This window comes from Acinetobacter sp. PK01, assembly GCF_022819285.1.
Lineage (GTDB): Bacteria > Pseudomonadota > Gammaproteobacteria > Pseudomonadales > Moraxellaceae > Acinetobacter > Acinetobacter tandoii.
On sequence record NZ_CP094643.1, the window covers coordinates 3,139,138 to 3,160,459 of the forward strand.

A 21,322-nucleotide genomic window follows, 5' to 3' on the forward strand; every position below is an offset into this window, starting at 1 on the left:
ACGTATTTGGCTACTCCTTTTTGGTATAACGCAGCACTCGCAATGATTAAACCGCTGTATCAATGGCGAATCAAAAAACGGGCGCAAGATGAAAGAGCTTACCAACAAGAATGTCTTGAGCGTTTTGGGCCATTTCAAACGCCGAAAAACCGCAATGCGCTATGGTTCCATGCCGTTTCAGTCGGTGAAACGAATGCAGCACAGCCTTTAATTGAACATTATTTAAAACAAGGTCATCCTGTCTTGGTGACCAACACCACTAAAACAGGACAGGCACGAGCCAAATCTTTATTTGATAAAACACCTTATCAAGCCTTGTTTCAAGCGGTGTATTTACCTGCTGATCAAAAGGGTTTAGTACAGGGTTTTTTTCAAAAATATCAACCAAAGATTTTAATTTTAGTTGAAACTGAATTATGGCCAAACTTATTGGATCAGGCACAGTTCTTTAAAGTTCCCTCGATTTTGGTCAATGCACGTCTCTCGGAAAAATCAGCACAAGGCTATGCCAAAGTATCAGGTTTAACTCGCGCGATGTTACACGGGCTAGACCAGCTCTTGGCACAAGACCGAGCAACGGCTGAGCGCTTTATCCAGTTAGGCGCAGCTCAGTCAGTAACACAGGTGGTGGGCAGTATTAAATTTGATATTCATGCACCTGAATTGTTTGTGAAACAGGCGGCTCAACTAAAACAAGAATGGTCACTTGCTGAGCGAAAAATTATAACTATTGCCAGTACCCATGCACCTGAAGAACAAAAATTATTAAGTGCTTTAAAACCATATTTAGATGCACAGCCTGAACTGTTGTGCATTGTGGTACCACGGCACCCTGAACGCTTCGATGAGGTCTTTGCAATTGCACAAAGTTTAAATTTAAACACCACACGTCGAAGTTTAAAGCAAGAAATAGTGGCAGATAACCAAGTCTACTTAGCTGACTCAATGGGTGAACTGTGGTTGTGGTATGCCTTATCGGATGCCTGTTTTGTCGGTGGTTCGTTGAATGAACCCGGCGGTGGACATAATATTTTAGAGCCGATAGCCTTGGATGTGCCGACCGTATTGGGGAAAAACTATTTTAATTTTCAAAGTATTGTAGATGAATTTTTACATGCCGATGCAGTGAAAGTGGTTGAGAATGCTGAACAAGCCGCTGTCGTACTGATGCAGTTATTGGCAGATACTGGTCAAGCCCAACAATTAAATCAAGCAGCGCAGAAAATTATGCAGCTGAACAAAGGTTCCTTGGACAAGCATATTCAAGCCATTGATGGCTATTTATAAGTCTCTGAAATTTGAATGCGTTTGTCACAACCGCAAATATTGTGGATTCAGTTGATGCCTTTGTGTAGGTGATTCCTACTTTTCAGAGATGAAAAGTAGCAAAAATCTTTTGCGGTGCTGAAGGTACGTCCTGTACCTCAGCACCGCGGGCGACATCCCTGTCACCCTCTGCGATAGCATGTGCTGATTGAGCCTTTACTGATTGGATTTGTTCTCTTTATTATGAATATCGTTCTTTTAGACCCTCGCCAAACCCTATCTGAAGTCTGGTCAATTACATCCACTCGCCAGTTAGCGCACTTACGTACCCATCTGAATGTACAAGTTGGTGATCGCTTGAAAGTCGGGATCCGTGAAGGTCAACGCTATTTAACCGAAGTCCTGATGGTCAGTGATAGTGTCATTCAAGTGACACCCATTCAGACTGAACCTGTTCCTGCTAAATTGCCAGTAACCTTAATTGTGGCGATGCCACGTCCGAAAGTACTGCGGCGTTTAATCATGGACAGCGTGACGATAGGGGTGGAAAAAATTGTATTGCTAAACAGTTACCGAGTAGATAAAAGCTATTGGCAAACCCCTTTTTTACAGCAGATTGATCAATACGTGACCTTGGGATTAGAGCAAGCTGGCGATACAGTTGCACCGAAAATCGAAATTTATAAGCGGTTTAAACCTTTTGTGGAAGATGTATTACCGACGTGGATTACGGTTGAAAGACCTGCTTATGTGGCGCATCCTTATGCAGGCATGACTATGCCGAATGCGATTACACATGCCTGTACCTTGCTGATTGGGCCAGAAGGCGGCTTTATTCCTTATGAAATTGATCTACTTGAAAAAAATGGCTGCCAAGCGGTGAGCTTAGGCAACCGAATTTTAAGAACGGAAACCGCAATTCCCTATATTTTAGGGCGTTTGTTTACCTGAAGTTTCTGCGTTCATGTAAGGAAGGTTCTGGTCACGGTGGACTTTTACCTCTTGTACTGGATAAGGAATATTAATATTGTGTTCATTAAAGGCACGTTTGACTTCGGCCTGAATTTCACTGATTGATGCCGCAATATTGGTTTCAGTAGTATCAATCCACCAACGTACGGTCAGATTCACCGAAAAATCAGCCAATGCACTGACATTAACCGTAAAGCCAGGTTGACTGAGGACATTACGATTTTTATCTAAAATGGCTGTAATAATGTTTTTGGCTTTTTGCTCATCATCTTCATAACCAATCCCCACCATGAACTCGCAACGACGACGTTGGTAAGCGGTATTCACCGTAACAGGGCTGGTATAGACGGTTGCATTTGGAATCACAATGCGGCGTCCATCATTAGAGCGTAAGAAGGTTGCGCGAATCTGAATATCTTCAACGGTCCCTTCCATATTATTAACAATAATATCATCACCTATACGGAACGGTTCACCGAGTAAAATCAGAATACCTGACAGCATATTCTGGAAAATGTCTTTGAAGGCAAAACCAATCGCCACCGAACCAATTCCCAAGGCACTCATCAGTTGCCCTGGAGTAAAGCCCGGAATGGCAATGACCATGGCAATTAGAAAACCAAAGAAAATAATGATACTGGTTCCGACACGATTCAGTACCAGCACCAGATTTTGTCGCGTATATGAGCGATTTTCTAAAGTTTTACGAACAAAGAACTTAAACACCTTAGACAATAGCCAGAAAATAACTATAACAATCAGGGCAATACAGAAATAGGGCACACGCTCCCAAAAACTGGCCATGATTTTATCAATGGTGGTGTAGGCGTCATTATATTTCGCAGTATGTGCAATCACGGTTTCAGCCGTTTTTGCACCTGCTTCTTGTATCATTTGAGAAGTGCCCTGAGCAACTTCGCTCAGGTTGTGTTGTTCTGCCACAGGAGATCCGAAACAATTTAAATTTGTCGCTATTTTGCCTGAAAAGTGCCAGAAAGATAACCAAATAGAACTGAAGTTATACAGCTTTAACGATGTGGATCACCGTTAAAAATATTCAGTCCCTTTTTGAATGACTTCTTGTGGGGTTTCGAGCTCACCAGCTCCCATCATATAAGAGATGAAACTGCCTGAAGCCATAAAACTTAACACAAACAAAATGATCATCAGCCACGCTAGAATTTTCTCCCAAACAGGTGTGGTACGTGGCGCACCGTATTGATTTAATCCTGCTGTACCCGAAGCCAATAATACATAAAATGCCATAAAAAAATTAACAAGCGGAATCAAGAACAACAACAGCATCCAGCCTGATTTATTCAGGTCATGAAGGCGACGGATCATAATCACCAAACTGAAATAAAAATACAGAATGAAAATGACCCAAAAACCAAGTCCAGCCACGCTTAAAAAGGTTTGTAAGACATTGCTTTCTAAAGAATAGGTACTGAAATTAAAAATTCCAAGGAACAGGCTTAACGCCAATGTGGCAAAAAAGGTGATTAGATTGAGAAAACCACTCCAAGCAATCAAGCTCAGTCGACCAAAGCGCCCTTGCATAGACAAGGGATTCTCATTTTGAGGTGAGACATTACGTGAGAAAAATGGTGATGTTTGCGGAGTGCTCATAGGCTTTCCTAGTGTGGATTCGGTAATGAAATGTTGCGTTTTGCAAAAGAAGATACGTGGCATTTCAGGAAAATTATAAGATGAATTTAAGCGCCAAACACTGATTCATCGAAAGTTTTTCTAGAACTTAGATTTCATCTTTTGAATTTAAGCTGTATAAATAATATACGACCAAAGCATGATTGCAGTGTCTAAAAAAGAGCCGTAATACTGCCCAGATGCAGCAATAAAAAATATATAACGTGGCATGCATCTCGTGATGAGATGGAGAAGATCAAGGAAGTATGAATATGAAAGAAGTCTATCCTGTTCCAGAAGAATTTAAGAAAACGGCGCGGACCAATGAAGCCGAATATTTTGAACGTTATCAGCAATCCATTGAGCATCCCGAAGATTTTTGGGCAGAGCAGGCTCACAAATTGGAGTGGATCACCCCATTCACCCAAGTCAAAAATACCAATTTTGATAAAGAGAACTTTAAAATTGAATGGTTTGCCGATGGTGAATTGAATGTCTGTGCCAACTGCTTAGACCGACATTTAAAAGAACATCCGTATAAACCTGCCATTATTTGGGAAGGAGATCATCCTTCACGGCATAAAATAATTTCTTATATGGAATTGCACGATGAAGTATGCCGTTTTGCCAATGTCTTAAAGAAAAATGGGGTAAAAAAAGGCGACCGCGTGGTGCTTTATATGCCTATGGTCTCTGAAGCCGCAATTTCAATGTTGGCTTGTGCACGTATTGGTGCTGTACATTGTGTAGTCTTTGGTGGTTTTTCTCCTGATTCTTTAGCCAGTCGAATAGAGGATAGTCAGGCCAAAGTCGTGATTACTGCTGACTCTGGCATGCGAGGTGGCAAGCCTATTTTTCTGAAAGAGAATGTCGATGCTGCTTTGAGTCTGTCAGGTACAGAGTCGGTGCAAAATGTCATAGTGGTACACCGTACAGGTAATCCAATTGAGATGAAACCGCAGCGTGATTTGTGGTATCACATGGAAATTATGTCGGTGAATGATATTTGCCCGCCAGAACCCATGAAAGCTGAAGATCCATTATTTATTTTATATACCTCAGGTTCGACAGGGAAACCAAAAGGAGTATTGCATACCACAGGGGGTTACTTGACCTATGTGAACAGTACTTTCCGTGAAGTATTCGATTTAAAACAAGATGATATTTTCTGGTGCACTGCCGATGTGGGCTGGATTACAGGACACTCCTACGTGATTTATGGACCACTTTCGAATGGTGCAACCACGGTCATGTTTGAAGGTGTCCCGCAATATCCAAGTTGGGCACGTACGGGGCATATCGTCGATAAGCATAATGTCACTATTTTATACACTGCACCTACGGCTATTCGTTCCATGATGCGTGAGGGTGATGCCTTTGTGCGAGAGAGTGATCGGAGTAGTTTACGTTTATTGGGTTCAGTGGGTGAACCGATTAATCCTGAAGCATGGAATTGGTATTACACCGTTGTCGGCGAAAGCCGCTGTCCGATTGTGGATACATGGTGGCAAACAGAAACGGGTGGTATTTTAATTTCCCCTTTACCTGGTGCAACGGATTTAAAACCGGGTTCGGCGACCCGTCCTTTGTTTGGGATTCAACCCGCTTTAGTTGATGCAGAGGGTAAAGAACTGGAAGGTGAAGCCGAAGGCAATCTGATTATTAAGGATTCTTGGCCGGGGCAAATGCGTACTATTTGGGGTGATCCAGCACGCTTCATTGAAGCCTATTTCTCGACCTATCCAGGCAATTATTTTACTGGCGATGGCGCGAGAAGAGATAAAGATGGTTATTACTGGATTACGGGACGCGTGGATGATGTGTTGAATGTTGCAGGTCATCGTCTAGGCACGGCAGAAATTGAAAGTGCCTTGGTGGCACATGAAGCTGTTGCTGAAGCTGCCGTGGTGGGTATGCCGCATGAGATTAAAGGGCAGGGTATTTGTACTTTTGTGACTTTACAAGCAGATGTTCCTGAATCTGAAGAACTGAGAGCCGAGTTGGTGGCATGGGTACGCAAAGTGCTTGGTCCTGTTGCTACACCAGATGCGTTACATTGGGCACCTGCTTTACCTAAAACCCGTTCGGGTAAAATTATGCGACGAATTCTCAGAAAGATTGCCGCGAATGAATTGGATAGTCTAGGTGACACCTCAACCTTGGCTGACCCACAGGTGGTAGAGGTTCTGATCGCCAATGTTTACTCGAAAGCCCCCTCTTAAGTCCGTTTAGATTGGGTTCTAAATTTATAAAAATCTAAGGCAAGAAGTCGTGTAATACGCTGCTTCTTGCCGATCAGGTTAAATAATAATTTAACGTCTGGTTAAAACGAATCATTTTTAAGATTTTGTAAAGAAGATGTAAATATAAATTTTTTAAGTTGACGCCTCAGATTGAAATCTGTAGATTTTCTTTTTGTGAGGATCTTTTCAAATGATTTTTCAATCGATTTTGACCCAATTCCAAACGCTCTCTTCTGGCACTGATGCCTTCAAAAAACTCAAACAGCTTTGTGAGCAAAGTATTCCACTTGCCACAGATTCATCTGAACAAACCGCTTTATTTTTAATTTACGGGTTTGCTAAAAATTACGTTTTACTCTACGAAGATCAAGCGGTCACATCTGAGTTTGCCCAAACCGCCAAACAGCAGCTACTGGGCTATATGTTAAAGCTGGACAGTGCAATTCAGACGGGTCAAAAAGACCAGGTTTTGGATAGTTTGAATCAGGTAACTGCAGAATATATGCAAAGTTCTAGAGTATTCTAAGACCGAGTATTCAAACGGATATCACGGTGATTTAAATCTTATTTTATCCAAAAAAAATCCCCTAAGCCGAGCCTTAGGGGAAATTTGGTGTTGCCATATTATTGTTATTATAGGTACATGAAATCAGTCTGCTTAAATTGTAATGCAACAATTAAGCAGACTTTGCTTGTACACGATGTTGTGCTTCAAGTTCACGGACCAAAGGCAACACCTTTGCGCCGAAGTATTCGACTTCTTCAATAAAATGTAAGAAGCCAGATAAAACCAGATCTACCCCCACTTGTTTTAACTCAATAATTCGCTGGGCAATCTGTTCAGGTGTACCAATCAGATTGGTTTTAAATCCATCGTTATATTGAACTAAGTCTTCAAAAGTCGATTTTGCCCAGTTGCCTTCGCCTTCTATCGTTGCGGCGCCTGCTTCACGTGTGGCGTCACCAAAGGCATTAACGGCTGAAATATTGGCCTTGGCAATAATTTCCTGTAATACCGCTTGAGCCTCTTCTTCTGTATCACGGGCAATAATGAAGGCATTTACCCCAATTTTGACCTGATGACCATTTAGTTTGGCTTTCTCGCGAATATCATCAATTTGTTTTTTCAGTTCTTCGACGGTATTGCCATTAGTGAAATACCAGTCCGAAACGCGGGCAGCCATATCACGTGCGGCACGAGAGCTTCCACCCTGAAAGATTTCAATATGAGGTTGCTGCACAGGCTTTGGTTTTAAAGTGTAGTCATTAAATTGGTAATAACGGCCTTGAAAACTAAAATGATCCTGTGTCCAAATTCCTTTGAGGCTCCGAATGAATTCTTCTGAACGCGCATAACGTTGATCATGTTCGGGCCATTCTTCCCCAATGGCATCGAATTCACCTTTAAACCATCCACTGACCACATTAATCGCAATGCGTCCTTGCGATAAGTGATCAATGGTGGCTAATTGTTTCGCAGCTAAAACAGGTTTCCAGGGACCAGGCAAAATCGCAGCAATAACTTTGAGTTTTTCTGTTTTAGCCAAGAGACCATGGCTAAAACTCACCGACTCATGTTGATTTTCTGCACCATAACCAGCGGTAAAGCGAATTTGAGTCAGTGCATACGCAAAGCCATTTTGCTCAGCCGTTTGCGCCAAACGGACATTGTACTCATAACTCCAGTCAGTACGCTGTTCAATGTCACTAACGACCAAGCCACCACTGACATTGGGCACCCAATAAGCAAAAAGAACGTCATTATGTTGTGTCATGCGGAGACCCTCAAAAGGTTTAATTTTTATGCAACATGGCTTTGTAGCGGTTTTTTTGCATGGAGCCGAGACTCAGCCGCATCTAAACTTGGTACTGCGGCAGAAGGTAAAACTTCGGCCTGTTCAATTTGCGTATTAATGCCCAAAGTTTGATTAGCATGTTGGGATTTTTCTTTGATGACATCGGCACGTTGTCCTTTGGCTGGCGCCCATTCCAAAATTGGTAAGGCACGTGCAACAGCCAGAGTAATACGGTCACGCAACAGTTCACTGTGAATGGTGTATTCTGGAGTGAAATCACGGTCTGTGGCATACACGCCAATTGGAAGCGTTTGTGCTTGGAAAAAGCTAAACAGCGGACGTAGTTGGTGTTCCAATACCAAGGCATGACGGTCACTTCCGCCTGATGCAGCCAGTAATACAGGGACATCCACTAATGCGGTTTGCTCGACAAAGTCAAAGAAATGTTTGAAAAGTCCTGTAAATGAAGCACGATAAACAGGAGTCCCCACAATCAATGCATCGGCTGCTTCTACTGCCGCTAAATCATCTTGGATACGTTGTGGTAACTGATGGCGATAAATAGCGCCCCCTAATAAATGTCCAATTTCGCTGAACTTAATAAAATGTACATTGATTGGTGTGGCTTCACCCAGTTCATTCAGAATTTCTTGAACCAAAGCTTCGGTTTTAGAAGGTGTATTTAAACCACCTGAAACAGCGACAATATTGAGGGGTTTCGGTTGATGAGAAGATGACATAGTAAATAACCTAAAAGCAGTCTTAGAATGTTTACTATTTATCAACAGGAGCAAAGGCGCTGTAAAATAAGGAAAAACAGATTCATTATCTGATTTTAAGATATATCTAAAAAGGGTGAGATTTGTCGCAACAATCCTGATTAATTATTTGAATTTTCAATTTATATTGCAAATGAATAAGGATTTTTAACCTGAGAATTAGATTTATAGTAAATTCAGATTTGTTTTTCGACTTTTTTGAAAAACTTTATACGGGTGATTTCCCTATTTTTTGTAGTTATTTAAAAAATAGTTAATATTTGCATATCCTTAAGGGCACATGTATGGTTAGAATAAGAATTACTGTGCACTAGATCTCTTACGCTGCTTATGAATATTTTAATCGTTGATGATCATCCGTTGTTTCGTCATGCTTTGATTCAAGCCGTTCGCTATAGCTTACCTCAAGCCCAAATTAATGAGACTGCCGCAGTAAATGAATTTTATGAACGTTTAGAAAAAGGTCCTGAACCTGATTTGGTCTTATTAGACTTAAATTTACCTGGTGCTTCAGGTTTTTCTGCATTGGTTCATGTTCGTGCACAATACCCATCGCTGCCAATTATTGTGGTTTCTGCGCATGAGGAAGTGTCAATTATCCAGCGTGCCATTGCGCATGGTGCTATGGGCTATATTCCGAAGTCAGCACATCCGAGTCACATTGGTGAGGCGATTCGCCAAGTCCTAGAAGGTGAAATTTGGTTACCACCAAATTTGCCAACCAATACGAGTTTTGACCCTCGTGCAGCAGATGAAACTGAATTGGCAGAGCGTATTCAATCGCTTACGCCACAACAGTTCCGCGTGTTAATGATGGTTGCGGAAGGTTTGCTCAACAAGCAGATTGCCTATGAACTAGATGTATCAGAAGCTACGATTAAAGCGCACGTGACTGCCATTTTCCGTAAATTAGGCGTGCAGAATCGTACTCAGGCGGTCTTGGCCATTAATGCGCTGAATATTGATGAAAAGAAAATGTAATGCTGTGAAGTACAAAAAATAAAGACCTTTTAGAGGTCTTTATTTTTATCTGTATAAAATGATTTTAAGCTAAAAAGTCTTGTTTGTGCATGGTATTGTCACAATAAAGTGGGTTGAGTGCACATTCCAATTCATCAATTTGTTCTTGGTTAATATAACCTTTCGATTTTAAATATTCCGCGACGCGATCATCGCGTAGACTCAAAAATGCAGCGTCATAGACGCCCAAATCTACAAACAATGCAGCAGTTTCCAAACTGTTGAAGCGGTCGAGATAGATTTGATTGTCATACATTAAAAAGATGTGATCATATGGATCATTTACATCGACCATCAGCCAATTTGCTAATTCCATTGGTGGCGTTTTAATAAACAGTAGATCGGACAGTTCATCGAATTGACTGGTGTCTAATTGGTCTAAATTGGTTTTGACTTTACCTAACCATGCTTTGAATACTAGTACAGCACCTCCGCGAAGTAACATACTCCAAATTTGGTGACGAACAGCAGGATTTAAATTACGTGTCTCGGTCTGAAGTAACTGCAACAGTTTTTCTTCCTGTTGAGTTAGTTTTTCAAAGAGTCCTAGCCCTTGTGGTTTATATTCGGCAGGGGTAAACACATCAAAATTGAGTTCATCAAAAACTTGTAGCGCAAGTGGGACGGCATTTTGATAGAGGGTATTTAGTGCTTCAACATGAGTGGGGGTAATTTTACTTTGTTCAAAAACATGATTCCAATCAATATCGGGCAATAGTGCATTTACACCATAAAGTCGATGAAACTGTTGTGCTTGATGTAAATCATGTGGAACCATTTCAGAAATATTCATTGAGGTCTCCTGAAAGCTTGTGCAATGTGGGCGAGCATTGACAATTGAACTATTGGTCTTGTGAATTTTTTGCTCGAGGGATGTCCTCATTTATGGAATTTCTGCCTTGGAAAATGTATAAGACGAAAGTCGTATATGGTGGGAAATAAGTAATAAATATCAATAAAATGATGAAGTTGAAATTTTGTAACTAAGTGTACAACTGTGCATTAATGTAACCTGAATGAATCTGCCATAGCCAAAAAAATAAAATGCGAGAACGACTCCCTAATTTTTTATAATTTTATAATTTTCATTGAGTTAATTTTATATATGAGAGCAGCATATGAAGTCAGTTAAAAGTTTTTGTCCTTACTTAAGGTCATATTTGGCATTTTAAAGCAAAATGGTGTATCCAGAATGCTCTAAATACACCATCCTGTAAGTATTAAGACGCTTAGTCGCTGGAAATTTTTAGCCCAGATAACCATGATCGTAGAGATGCAGGTTTTAAAGGTTTTCTTAACAAGACAATATTGAGTTCTTTTAAGGTCTGTGGCAACTCTGGATCAGAGTCTGCTGTAATGAGTGCGACAGGTACTTTTTCCTGACGATTTTGTAAAATAAAGTCCAACCCCATTTTATCGTCATTTAAATGTTGGTCGACCAACCAGACTTGAATGTTTTCTTGTTGAATCAGGGCAAAAGCTTGTTCGGGTTCAGTGGCTTTAAACACTTGATAGCCCCATTTGGTCAGTAAGGTACTCATACCTTCCAAAATGGTTTCATCATTATCCAAACATAGAATCTTATAGGCTTTGGTTTTTAATGGCACCGCTTGTATAGGAGTTGCAATGACCTTAGGTGCTGCGACCACAGGCACTTCAATCATGAAGCAAGAACCTTTGCCCAGCTCGGAATAGACATGTACTGGATAATCTAATAATCCCGTCATGCGTTGTACAATAGCCAAACCGAGTCCCAGACCTTGTTCACCCCAAGGGGAGGTATGTCCGCAACGCTCAAACTCTTGAAACAGCTTAATTCGTTGTTCTTCGGCAATGCCTGGCCCTGTGTCCCAAACCCCAATCCGAATATGCTGTGGACGTTCTGAATCGCGCAGTACACCCACAATGACACGTCCTTTGGCGGTATAGCGTAGTGCATTACTGACAAAGTTCTGAATAATACGGCGAATCCATTGCGGGTCAGTATCAATCCAGAACTGAGCATCATGTACATGTAGTTGAATACCGCGTTGTGCTGCAATCGACTTAAACTGTAATTCTAAGTCGCTCAACAAGTCATGTAGTGGGTAGGCTTGACGTTTCGGTTGAATCGTACCGCCTTCTAAGCGGGCAATATCCAATAATGCCGACAACATACTTTCTGCTCCATGCAAAGCTCGGTCCAGTTGTTGTAAGGTTTTACGGTCTTCTTCAGATTGAACACTTTGTTCCAACGCCGTACTGAACAAGCGTGCAGCATGCATTGGCTGTAACAGGTCGTGACTGGCTGCGGCAATAAATCGGCTTTTCGACATATTGGCTTTATCGGCCTGCTCCCGTGCCAACTGTTGTTCTGTCAAAGCATCGGCAAGCTGTTGGGTACGATCTTGCACCCGTGCCTCTAACATCGCTTCATTTTCTCGGAATGCAGTAATGTCGGCGAAGGTCGTCACAAATCCCCCGCCTTCAATCGGATTGCCACGCATTTGAATGACACGACCATCTTTACGAATTCGTTCAAACTCGTGTGCACTGCCGACTTTCATCCAGTGAATACGTTTACGCACATGTTCTTCCACCGACCCTGGTCCACATTCGCCACGCTCTGCGTTATAGCGAATTAAATCGGCAATTGGACAACCGACATAAGCCAGATCTTTAGGATAATCAAATAATTTAAGATATTGATTATTCCATGCCACTAAGCACATGTTTTCATCCACCACACTCACACCTTGGGTCATGTGGTCGATCATGGTCATAATCAGGTTTTGATTAAAACGTTGCCATTGAGAGGCTTGGTCTAAGATGTTCGCCACTTGCCCTAAAGCTAAGCCATTATTGACCATTGCAGTCGTCAATAAGGTACGTGCAGATGCTGCACCAATGGTGCCAGCCAAATACTGTTCCGTAAAGCGCCACCACATGCCATTGGCGCTGCTGTTGGCATTTAAAACGACATTGTTTTGTTGACAGAATTGTTCAAATGCTCGGGTTGCAGGCCCATCTCCAGTAATGCGTTTAGCTAAGGTAATTAAGTCTGCAACTTTTAAGCGTGCGACATCATGATGTAAATAGTTGATTTCAGAAGATGTATTTTGAGCAGGTAGTGGTTTGGTTTCATAATAAAAGAAACTTTCTGCTTGAATTTGTTCTGCAATACTTGGTCTGAAAATACGAGAAATCCATATATATAACAGAATGTTAAGACCCAAAGCCCAAATGACGCCATGGGTTAAGGGCGCAAAAGATTCAAAACCCAGTAGGGCTTCAGGGCGTAACCAGCTTAGACCGAATGGGCCATGGAGTAAGAACTGCATGGTGAAGGTGGTATAATCTTCAGGGAAGCTGCGTAATATGGTGGGCAGCAGTAGGGTGTAAGCCCACATCATAAAACCAACAATTAAGCCTGCATAAACGCCTTGTTTACTCCCACCACGCCAATACAAACCTCCAATTAAGGCTGGGGCAAATTGTGCTACCGCACTAAAAGCCAATAAACCAAATACAGAGAGCTGATCAATATCGTTGAAGAAATGAAAGAATAAAAAGCCCAACAGCATGACCGCTAAGATACAGACCCGACGGGTAAATTTCAGCACCAAAGGCATGCGTTTATCATGTCGAGAAAGAAAATTGAAGCGCCATAGAGCTGGCATGATCAGGTCATTACTGAGCATGATAGACAAGGCAACTGAAGATACTAACAACATGCCTGTTGAGGCAGAAAATCCACCCAAAAATGCCAAGATAGTGAGCCAATCCTGCTGATAACTAATTGGCAGTGAGAGTACTGCAACATCGGGAATTGCTAAATACTCAGGTGCAGCATGTAATGCCCAACTGGCAATCGGAATAATTGCCAGTGTGGTGAGAATAAGATAAATGGCAAACCAGCGACGCGCGCCACGAATATGTTTTTCATCCCGTAGTTCGACCACAGCAACATGGAATTGGCGGGGTAAACAGATGATGGCTAAGGCGGCTAATAGCGTTTGAATCCAGAAGGTTTCGGGTACGCCAAAGAGTTGGACATCTTTGAAGGTTTTGCCGACATCATGTGAAATTTGCCCAAGGTTTTCAGGTTCAGCAAAAACGAAGAAAATGGCCACGCACAGCAAGGCGAATAATTTGACGAAAGATTCAAACGCTACAGCCAGCATTAATCCACCATGCTGCTCGGTATTGGCGATTTGTCGCGTTCCGAAAATCATGGCCAAAATAGCCAGAATGCCCGTCAGAAAAAGCACACTATTGGTGGTGCTTTCCAGCCCTGTGTTTTGCTGCAAAATAACGGTTGCACTCAAAGCAATCGCACGGAGTTGCAGCGCGAGATAAGGAATAATAGCAATTACTGCTAAAATGGTGACCAGTGAAGCCAAAGGTCCACTTTTACCATAGCGTGCTGCCATAAAGTCAGCAATTGAAGAAATCGCATGGTGTTGACGCACACGACCAAGTCTACGCCAAATGTCATAACCCAGCGCAACAAACAGTAAAGGGCCTAAATAAATTGGCAGGAAGATAATGCCTTCACGAACTGCGGCACCTGTTGCACCGTAAAATGTCCATGAAGAACAATACACTCCTAAAGTTAAGCTAAACAACAGCATCCGGCCACGTGTGCTTAGACGAGTTGCATGTTTCTCCCCATAGAAAGCGCAAATAAAAAGTAATACGATATAAAGTGCGAGAACACCAATAATAAGCCAACTGTTCATAGTGCTGAATTGTCCCGAGTTACGGGCTTATCATAGCCTATTCAAGTTCGTGTCAGTTTGATTTGCTTAAAATTTAACGACCAAAGTCTAAATTACAAGAACCCTACAACATTGTTAAGTTTGTATACGAAATAATTCAAATTAAAAATGCGTCTATGGCTGGACGCTTCACAGGAGCAAGATTATGGATGAGGTTCAGGTAAACCAAATTCTGCAAAATCCCAAATTTAAGGAAATGGTCAGTCGCAAAAGTAAACTCAGCTGGACACTGACGGTCATTATGTTGGTTGTGTACGTTGGTTTTATGCTGTTGGTCGGCTATAACAAAGAGTTTTTAATGACTTCCTTTAGTGGTGGTGTTACCACGATTGGTATGCCATTGGGTCTAAGCATTATTGTATTATCTTTTGTTTTATGTGGTGTGTATTCGTATATCGCGAATAACAAACTTGATGCATTAAATGAAGAAGCAATGCGTGAAGTCGAAGCAATTGCGCATGAGAAAGGACAGCACTAATGAAATGGAATTCATTGAAAGCACTTACAGTTGCTGCAACAACCCTAATGGCTTCAGGTGTCGCACTAGCAAGTCCAGACTTAGGTGCAGCAGAACAGCAAGCAACTAACTGGCATGCCATCATCATGTTTGCCATTTTTGTCGGCTTTACCTTGTTTATTACCAAATGGGCGGCAAAACAAACCACCAACACTGCAGACTTCTATACAGCAGGTGGCGGAATTTCAGGTTTCCAAAATGGTTTAGCGATTGCGGGTGACTATATGTCCGCGGCGTCATTCTTGGGTATTTCTGCAATGGTTTTCAGCTCAGGTTTTGACGGCTTGCTGTATTCATTGGGTTTCATGGTGGGTTGGCCAGTTGTATTGTTCTTGGTGGCTGAACGTCTACGTAATTTAGGTAAGTTCAACTTATCTGACGTGGTGTCATTCCGTTTGGCGGAAAAACCAGTACGTACACTTGCAGCAATCAGTTCATTAGTTGTGGTTGCATTCTATCTGATCGCTCAGATGGTGGGTGCAGGTCAGTTGATCAAACTTTTATTTGGTTTGAACTACAACATTGCTGTAGTGATTGTTGGTCTTCTGATGATGGCTTACGTAATCTTCGGTGGAATGTTGGCAACGACTTGGGTACAGATTATTAAAGCGGTAATGCTTTTATCTGGCGCTTCATTTATGGCATTCATGGTCATGAAAGGCGTAGGTTTTAGCTTCGCTGAAATGTTCTCTCAATCGATTGATGTTTTTGCAAAAGTACATGAAATTACTGTAGCTGAAGCAGGTAACATCATGGGCCCTGGTAAACTTGCAGCGAATCCAATTGATGCGATTTCTTTAGGTCTTGCATTGATGTTCGGTACAGCAGGTCTTCCACACATCTTAATGCGTTTCTTTACCGTTAAAGATGCAAAAGAAGCACGTAAATCAGTAGTTGTGGCAACAGGTTTCATTGGTTATTTCTATCTTTTAACTTTCATCATCGGCTTTGGTGCGATCCTTTATGTATCGAACAACCCACAGTTCCTTGATGTTGCGAAAATGGCAATGACTGGCAAGCTTGAGCTTGTTGGTGGTAACAACATGGCTGCGGTTCACTTGTCTGATGCATTGGGCGGTGACTTGTTCATGGGCTTCATTTCAGCAGTAGCATTTGCAACGATTCTTGCAGTAGTTGCAGGTTTGACATTGTCTGGTGCTTCAGCAATTTCTCATGACTTGTATGCAAACGTATTCAAGAAAGGTCAAACGACTCCTGAATCTGAACTTCGCATGTCTAAAATTGCAACTTTAGGTTTAGCTATTTTTGCCATGATTTTGGGTATTTTGTTCGAAAAACAAAACGTTGCCTTCATGGTTGGTTTAGCATTCTCTGTAGCTGCATGTGCGAACTTCCCAGTGCTTGTATTATCAATGTTCTGGAAAGGCTTAACGACACGTGGTGCAGTAATTGGCGGTTTGGTGGGTCTAATCACTGCGGTGGTACTCATTGTCTTAGCGAAAGCAGTTTGGGTAGATACTTTGGGTATTTCTGATACGCCAATCAACCCATTCAATGGTCCTGCAATCTTTGCTATGCCATTGGCGTTCTTCTGCTGCTGGTTGTTCTCTGTGACAGATAATTCTGCACGTGCCCAAGCAGAACGTAAAGCATTTGACGCACAGTATGTACGTTCGATGACAGGTGTTGGTATTTCAGGCGCATCTGATCACTAATTCTGAATCAAACAATAAAAAAGCCCCGTCAGGGGTTTTTTTATTGTGTACTAAAAGTTGTCAAATAATGAATACCGAATACCTGCTAGACCTAGCCCACTAAATACGCTAAAACAGAATAAGCAAAATAAAAGATTTCTCAAAAATAAGTACAAACAAATGTTTGAAGTGTCCCCATCAATTGAATAAGGCAGGCAGGTATGCAAGTGATGATCGACTTCTGGAAAGGATTTCGTTTATTGCCATCGGCATGGTTATTGTTGGTTCAATTCTGTATGTTGTGGCTGTCGATCATGGGATACCGTGGGTTGTCATATCGGGCATTTATGTGGTGTCTGGGGGTATTGGCTTTACTGATTATTGCCAAAGTGATTCGACAAACGCCCGTTTATACTTTTCTGGGCTTAAGTTTTGTTGGAGGGGCTTTTATTTTTTCCCTTCTGATTTTATTGGGCTTTGACACCATCACGATACAGGTGATTGCACACAGTTTTGAGAGTTTGGCTTATTTTCTGGCAGCCTATGGTTTGGTACGCTATATGTTTGCAGACCGTTATTTAACCAAAGATGAAATGTTTGCAGCAGGTGCTGTGTTTACCCTAATGGCTTGGGGATTTGCATTTTTATATAACATTTGTCAACTTCTGATTCCCCATAGTTTCCAAAGTCCAATTTCGGGTCTGCAATCTTGGTTGAACCTGTTATTTTTAAGTTTTAGTTTACAGTCGGCGACAGGACTGTCTGATATTATGCCCATGACGCCCGCCGCACGTATTTTAGCGATGTTGCAAATGTTTTGTGGTGTCATGTATTTAGCCTTAATTGTCTCCAGACTGATTGCACTACAATATATTCGGCATGACCCACGACATAATAATGAATAATGCAACGCGATAAATCGTTACAGGAATTGAACTGCCTCAACAGACAGAATTTATTATCATTATCAAGAATCGTTAAAATTTAACATATTCATTTCTTAATAAGATCCGCGAAATTAACCGAATTGGTTTTATCTTTTTTACATCTATAAAAATCTTCTGGGGGAAATTATGCCTTCCATCAAGACGTCTCCGTTTGCCAATGTCAAACGGAATGTATTTTTAAGTACTGTTGCGATTATCGTGCTATTTCTGGCACTCATTTTATTCGATCCAAGCGGTTTTGAACGCTTAACCAAGCATTTAAATCAATGGATTATTGATTCTTTTAGCTGGTTTTATGTTTTAGCCGTTGCTTTTTTTCTTATTTTATTGATTTTCATTGCCATATCGGACATGGGTAAAATTAAACTGGGGCCTGAGCATAGCAGCCCCGAATACAGTAAAGGCTCTTGGTTTGCCATGCTGTTTACCGCTGGTATGGGGATTGGGCTGATGTTTTTTGGCGTGGCTGAACCCGTCATGCATTATGTCAGCCCACCGACTGGAGAAGGGGAAACGTTAGCCTCGGCACAGCAAGCGATGCGGATTACTTTTTTCCATTGGGGTTTACATGCATGGGCTATTTATGCACTGGTGGGATTATCACTGGCTTACTTTTCCTTTCGACATAATTTGCCGCTAAAAGTCCGTTCAGCATTGTATCCATTGGTTGGCAAAAAAATATATGGTCCTGTAGGGGACGCGGTTGATACTTTTGCCACTTTGGGCACGATTTTCGGGGTAGCCACCACACTCGGTTTTGGGGTCACGCAAATTAACTCTGGCTTGAATTACTTATTCGGTATTCAGCAAAGTGTGGCTATTCAAGTGGGGCTGATTGTCTTTGTCAGCTTTTTAGCATCCTTATCGGTCGGTTTTGGGCTAGATAAAGGGATTAAGCGACTGTCTGAGTTGAATTTGATTCTCGCTTTAGTTTTGCTTTTATTCGTTTTTTTCGCCAGTTCCTCAATTTATATCCTACAAACCACGATTCAAAATGCTGGGCAATATGTATCTAACCTGTTTAGCATGACGTTTAATTTATATGCCTATCAACCCAATGGCTGGATTGGCGGGTGGACCATTATGTACTGGGCATGGTGGATTTCATGGTCGCCATTTGTCGGAATGTTTATTGCCCGGGTCTCTCGTGGACGCAGTATCCGAGAGTTCATTGTTGGTGTGTTGTTTATTCCGACAGGTTTTACTCTAATATGGATGGGTTTTATGGGGAATGCGGCGCTGTTCAGTATTCTTCATGATGGGCAAACCTCCTTAATTGCAGCAGTACAGCGTGATTCATCTGTAGCATTGTTTGAGTTTTTGACCCATCTTCCTTTTGTCCAAATTTCGAGTCTGATTGCCACGGTATTGGTAGTACTGTTCTTTGTCACTTCCGCTGACTCGGGCTCTCTCGTGATTGATTATTTAACTGCAGAAAGTGAGAACTCACCTTTATGGCAGCGATTATTTTGGACAGTTTTAATTGCATTGCTTTCGATTATTCTCTTGATGGCGGGTGGCCTAGCGGCATTGCAATCGGCCACAATTATGAGTGCTTTGCCGTTTACCTTGATTATGCTATTGATGAGTTGGGGCTTAATCAAAGCGCTCAATTTAGATTTGACCAAAATGCAAGCACTGCAAGAAGCACGGATTACCCCACGAGCCATTCAAAATCCACGCAGTTGGCAGCAGCGTTTGGGGTTGATTATGCATTATCCACATACCCAACAAGAAGTTGAACAGTTTATACAACAAGATGTGCAACATGCTTTTCTACAAGTACAAAAGGAATTTCAGCGCCGTCAACTTGAAGTGACCATTCGACCCGTCGAACAGGGATTGCAACTGCGTGTTGATCATCACAACGAAATCAATTTTATTTATCAGGTGGTTTCACGTGAAACTCAACCGCCGAGTTTTATGGCAGATACACGAGAGCAAGATCAGCCGTTTTATCAAGCCGAAGTTTTCTTGCGGGAAGGTGGTCAAAATTATGATGTGATGGACTGGACCTTGGAAGATTTACTGCAAGATATTATTGATCAGTATGAACGTCATTTACATTTCTTGAGTTTGGTGCGTAGCCCGAATGCATAAGCATAAAAAAGGACGCATGTAGCGTCCTTTTTTGATTCCGTGTCTAATCAATTAGAAACGGAATTTAGCATTTAAGCCAACAGTTTGCGTATCAAGATCAACATCTTTTGCATTCGCATTAACATAGCTTGCACCTACAGCAACTGCTGGAGTGATGAAGTAGTTTACGTTTGCGCCCCAAGCAGAGTCAGGTGTGTTGTCAAAGCTTGATTTTACATAAGAAGCACCAACGCTAAGTTTTGGTGTTACATATAAATCAGTTTTGAATTGGTAAGCTGTGTCATCACCATAAACGATGCCAGACTCGAAACCTACAGCCATGTTTGTGCCGTCAATGTTACCTACATATTTAGTACGTGCAGTGATTGCATCTTGGTCATCACCAATAGTTGCAGTTTCACCTACAGCACTAACTACACCTTTGCTCATTACATTAAATGCATCTAAAGCAAATTGGTCAGCAACGCTGGTATAACCTACAGCAACCAAGAAATTCGGAGCAGCTAAAGCACCAAGTTCTAATGCATAACGGTCGCCTTGATCGTCAGAAGCATTGTTGTTTTTGCTGTCTAGAATTGTATGGCTGTAAGACGCGCTTGCATATACAGGTACAAATTTAGTTGGTACATAAGCTTCAGCTTTAGCGCCATAGTTGTGAGCAGTAACATCAAAACCGTTCGAACCTAATTCAGCATAGTTATATGCCAAAGAAACATTAGACGCTTGGTTTAAGAAAGCTGCTTCAGCTAAAGGACCTTTAGAAGAATCTACATCTTTAAAGTAGTAAGTACCTTGCACACCGCCAGTAAAGTCTTTGTCGTTTGCTGCAGATGCATCGATGTACTCAGACTGACCTTGTACTTCGAATTGGTATGCTTGAGCACCGGTCATGGCTAATAATAAAGCAGTGGCTAAACCGAGTTTTTTCATGAGTGTTACCAGTTTGTTAGAATGGATTAAACAAGTGGCATTGTATTGTAACAATTTATTTAGTCAATTAAGTGTATGTTACAGAGTGCAGTGGGTTTTAATCTAAAAAGAAAATGTATAGAAATTAGACAAATGGAAAAAAATGTGTCAACCTTTAAAAAAAGACAAGGATAACAATTGAATAAGTGCATTCTTTCCTAAATTTTCGGTACAATAACAGTGTGGAATTAGATGGCTCTTTGATTGTAAAAAAGAATAATTTGTTAATATGTGATTGCCAAAAACAATGATAAATTTCATTAAATTGAAGCAAAATTTTGTAATTCATTTCAAATATTCGCTCAAAATTTAATTAAATATTACTATAAATGTAACAATTGGACTTTTTATAAGCTATTTTCTTTTATTAGTGTGACATGGTTCTCTTTATCTGTATTAAATGTGTTTTTATATAAAACAAAGGAATTTAATCGGCTTTACTTCTGAACAAAAGAGAGACATAATAATTGAGTAATCAGATCATGTTTCATAGAAATAGTGTGATACCTGCCTGATTCTCCACAAAAAGTTTTTAGTTTATCGCCCAACTTTCCCCAAGGTTGGGCTTTTTTTTCTTTTAAAAACATGATTTGTAATTTGAAAATATCAACATTCAGAGAAGGATTAAGGTATTGCATGAGCCATAGATTG

16 protein-coding genes are annotated in these 21,322 nt (G+C 41.3%); 9 read left to right on the forward strand and 7 right to left on the reverse strand.

Annotated elements, in window-relative coordinates:
- The first annotated feature begins 6 nt into the window (after positions 1-6).
- Both MP622_RS14830 and MP622_RS14835 read left to right on the forward strand, forming a co-directional pair.
- Entirely contained in the window at positions 7-1,287 is a 1,281-nt protein-coding gene (locus tag MP622_RS14830; RefSeq protein WP_044738893.1) for a 3-deoxy-D-manno-octulosonic acid transferase, read from the forward strand.
- Between the two features lie 222 nt (positions 1,288-1,509).
- Positions 1,510-2,217 carry a 16S rRNA (uracil(1498)-N(3))-methyltransferase gene (locus MP622_RS14835; protein WP_044738894.1) on the forward strand — a complete coding sequence of 236 codons (708 nt, stop codon included), beginning with the start codon at positions 1,510-1,512 and terminating at the stop codon, positions 2,215-2,217.
- Here the strand turns inward: MP622_RS14835 and MP622_RS14840 are convergent.
- Together MP622_RS14840 and MP622_RS14845 are read right to left on the reverse strand one after the other, a co-directional pair.
- Complete coding sequence (locus MP622_RS14840) at positions 2,197-3,132, reverse strand: mechanosensitive ion channel family protein (RefSeq protein WP_044738935.1); 936 nt, start codon at positions 3,130-3,132, stop codon at positions 2,197-2,199. The two genes, MP622_RS14835 and MP622_RS14840, sit on opposite strands and share 21 nt — an antisense overlap.
- A 153-nt stretch (positions 3,133-3,285) precedes the next feature.
- Complete coding sequence (locus tag MP622_RS14845) at positions 3,286-3,867, reverse strand: DUF805 domain-containing protein (RefSeq protein WP_016168818.1); 582 nt, start codon at positions 3,865-3,867, stop codon at positions 3,286-3,288.
- Between the two features lie 290 nt (positions 3,868-4,157).
- Here MP622_RS14845 and acs point away from each other — a divergent pair, with 290 nt between their 5' ends.
- Both acs and MP622_RS14855 read left to right on the forward strand, forming a co-directional pair.
- Positions 4,158-6,107 (forward strand): acetate--CoA ligase, encoded by a 1,950-nt coding sequence (acs, locus tag MP622_RS14850; RefSeq protein WP_044738895.1) that lies wholly within the window; start codon positions 4,158-4,160, stop codon positions 6,105-6,107.
- Positions 6,108-6,318: 211 nt separating this feature from the next.
- Positions 6,319-6,654: a hypothetical protein gene (locus MP622_RS14855; RefSeq protein ID WP_104441340.1), complete on the forward strand. Its 336-nt coding sequence runs from the start codon at positions 6,319-6,321 to the stop codon at positions 6,652-6,654.
- Positions 6,655-6,805: 151 nt separating this feature from the next.
- Here the strand turns inward: MP622_RS14855 and sfnG are convergent, their stop codons facing one another.
- Complete coding sequence (gene sfnG, locus MP622_RS14860) at positions 6,806-7,903, reverse strand: dimethylsulfone monooxygenase SfnG (protein WP_044738897.1); 1,098 nt, start codon at positions 7,901-7,903, stop codon at positions 6,806-6,808.
- 26 nt (positions 7,904-7,929) lie between these two features.
- Positions 7,930-8,664 carry an FMN reductase gene (msuE, locus tag MP622_RS14865; RefSeq protein WP_016168814.1) on the reverse strand — a complete coding sequence of 245 codons (735 nt, stop codon included), beginning with the start codon at positions 8,662-8,664 and terminating at the stop codon, positions 7,930-7,932.
- A gap of 369 nt (positions 8,665-9,033) precedes the next feature.
- Between msuE and MP622_RS14870 the strand changes: the two genes are divergently transcribed.
- The gene (locus MP622_RS14870; RefSeq protein WP_016168813.1) at positions 9,034-9,684 is read left to right on the forward strand and encodes a response regulator transcription factor; all 651 of its coding nucleotides are present in this window, start codon (positions 9,034-9,036) and stop codon (positions 9,682-9,684) included.
- A gap of 64 nt (positions 9,685-9,748) precedes the next feature.
- Here the strand turns inward: MP622_RS14870 and MP622_RS14875 are convergent, their stop codons facing one another.
- Positions 9,749-10,516 carry a hypothetical protein gene (locus MP622_RS14875; RefSeq protein ID WP_104441342.1) on the reverse strand — a complete coding sequence of 256 codons (768 nt, stop codon included), beginning with the start codon at positions 10,514-10,516 and terminating at the stop codon, positions 9,749-9,751.
- Positions 10,517-10,952: 436 nt separating this feature from the next.
- The gene (locus MP622_RS14880) at positions 10,953-14,444 is read right to left on the reverse strand and encodes a PAS domain-containing hybrid sensor histidine kinase/response regulator (RefSeq protein WP_104441343.1); all 3,492 of its coding nucleotides are present in this window, start codon (positions 14,442-14,444) and stop codon (positions 10,953-10,955) included.
- Between the two features lie 184 nt (positions 14,445-14,628).
- Between MP622_RS14880 and MP622_RS14885 the strand changes: the two genes are divergently transcribed.
- The 4 genes from MP622_RS14885 (at position 14,629) to betT (ending at position 19,702) form a co-directional block, all read left to right on the forward strand.
- Positions 14,629-14,961 (forward strand): DUF485 domain-containing protein, encoded by a 333-nt coding sequence (locus MP622_RS14885; protein ID WP_104441344.1) that lies wholly within the window; start codon positions 14,629-14,631, stop codon positions 14,959-14,961.
- Positions 14,961-16,676: a cation acetate symporter gene (locus tag MP622_RS14890; RefSeq protein ID WP_104441345.1), complete on the forward strand. Its 1,716-nt coding sequence runs from the start codon at positions 14,961-14,963 to the stop codon at positions 16,674-16,676. The genes MP622_RS14885 and MP622_RS14890 overlap by 1 nt, the downstream gene beginning before the upstream one ends.
- Positions 16,677-16,876: 200 nt before the next feature.
- A complete protein-coding gene (locus MP622_RS14895) occupies positions 16,877-17,560 on the forward strand; it encodes an ion channel (protein ID WP_104441346.1) in 684 nt (227 codons plus the stop codon).
- A gap of 168 nt (positions 17,561-17,728) precedes the next feature.
- Positions 17,729-19,702, forward strand: coding sequence for a choline BCCT transporter BetT (gene betT / locus MP622_RS14900; RefSeq protein ID WP_243791619.1), 1,974 nt, complete (start codon positions 17,729-17,731; stop codon positions 19,700-19,702).
- A gap of 51 nt (positions 19,703-19,753) precedes the next feature.
- Here betT and omp33-36 read toward each other — a convergent pair whose 3' ends face one another.
- Positions 19,754-20,632, reverse strand: a complete 879-nt coding sequence (omp33-36, locus tag MP622_RS14905; protein ID WP_044738904.1) for a porin Omp33-36 — start codon at positions 20,630-20,632, stop codon at positions 19,754-19,756.
- Between the last annotated feature and the right edge of the window lie 690 nt (positions 20,633-21,322).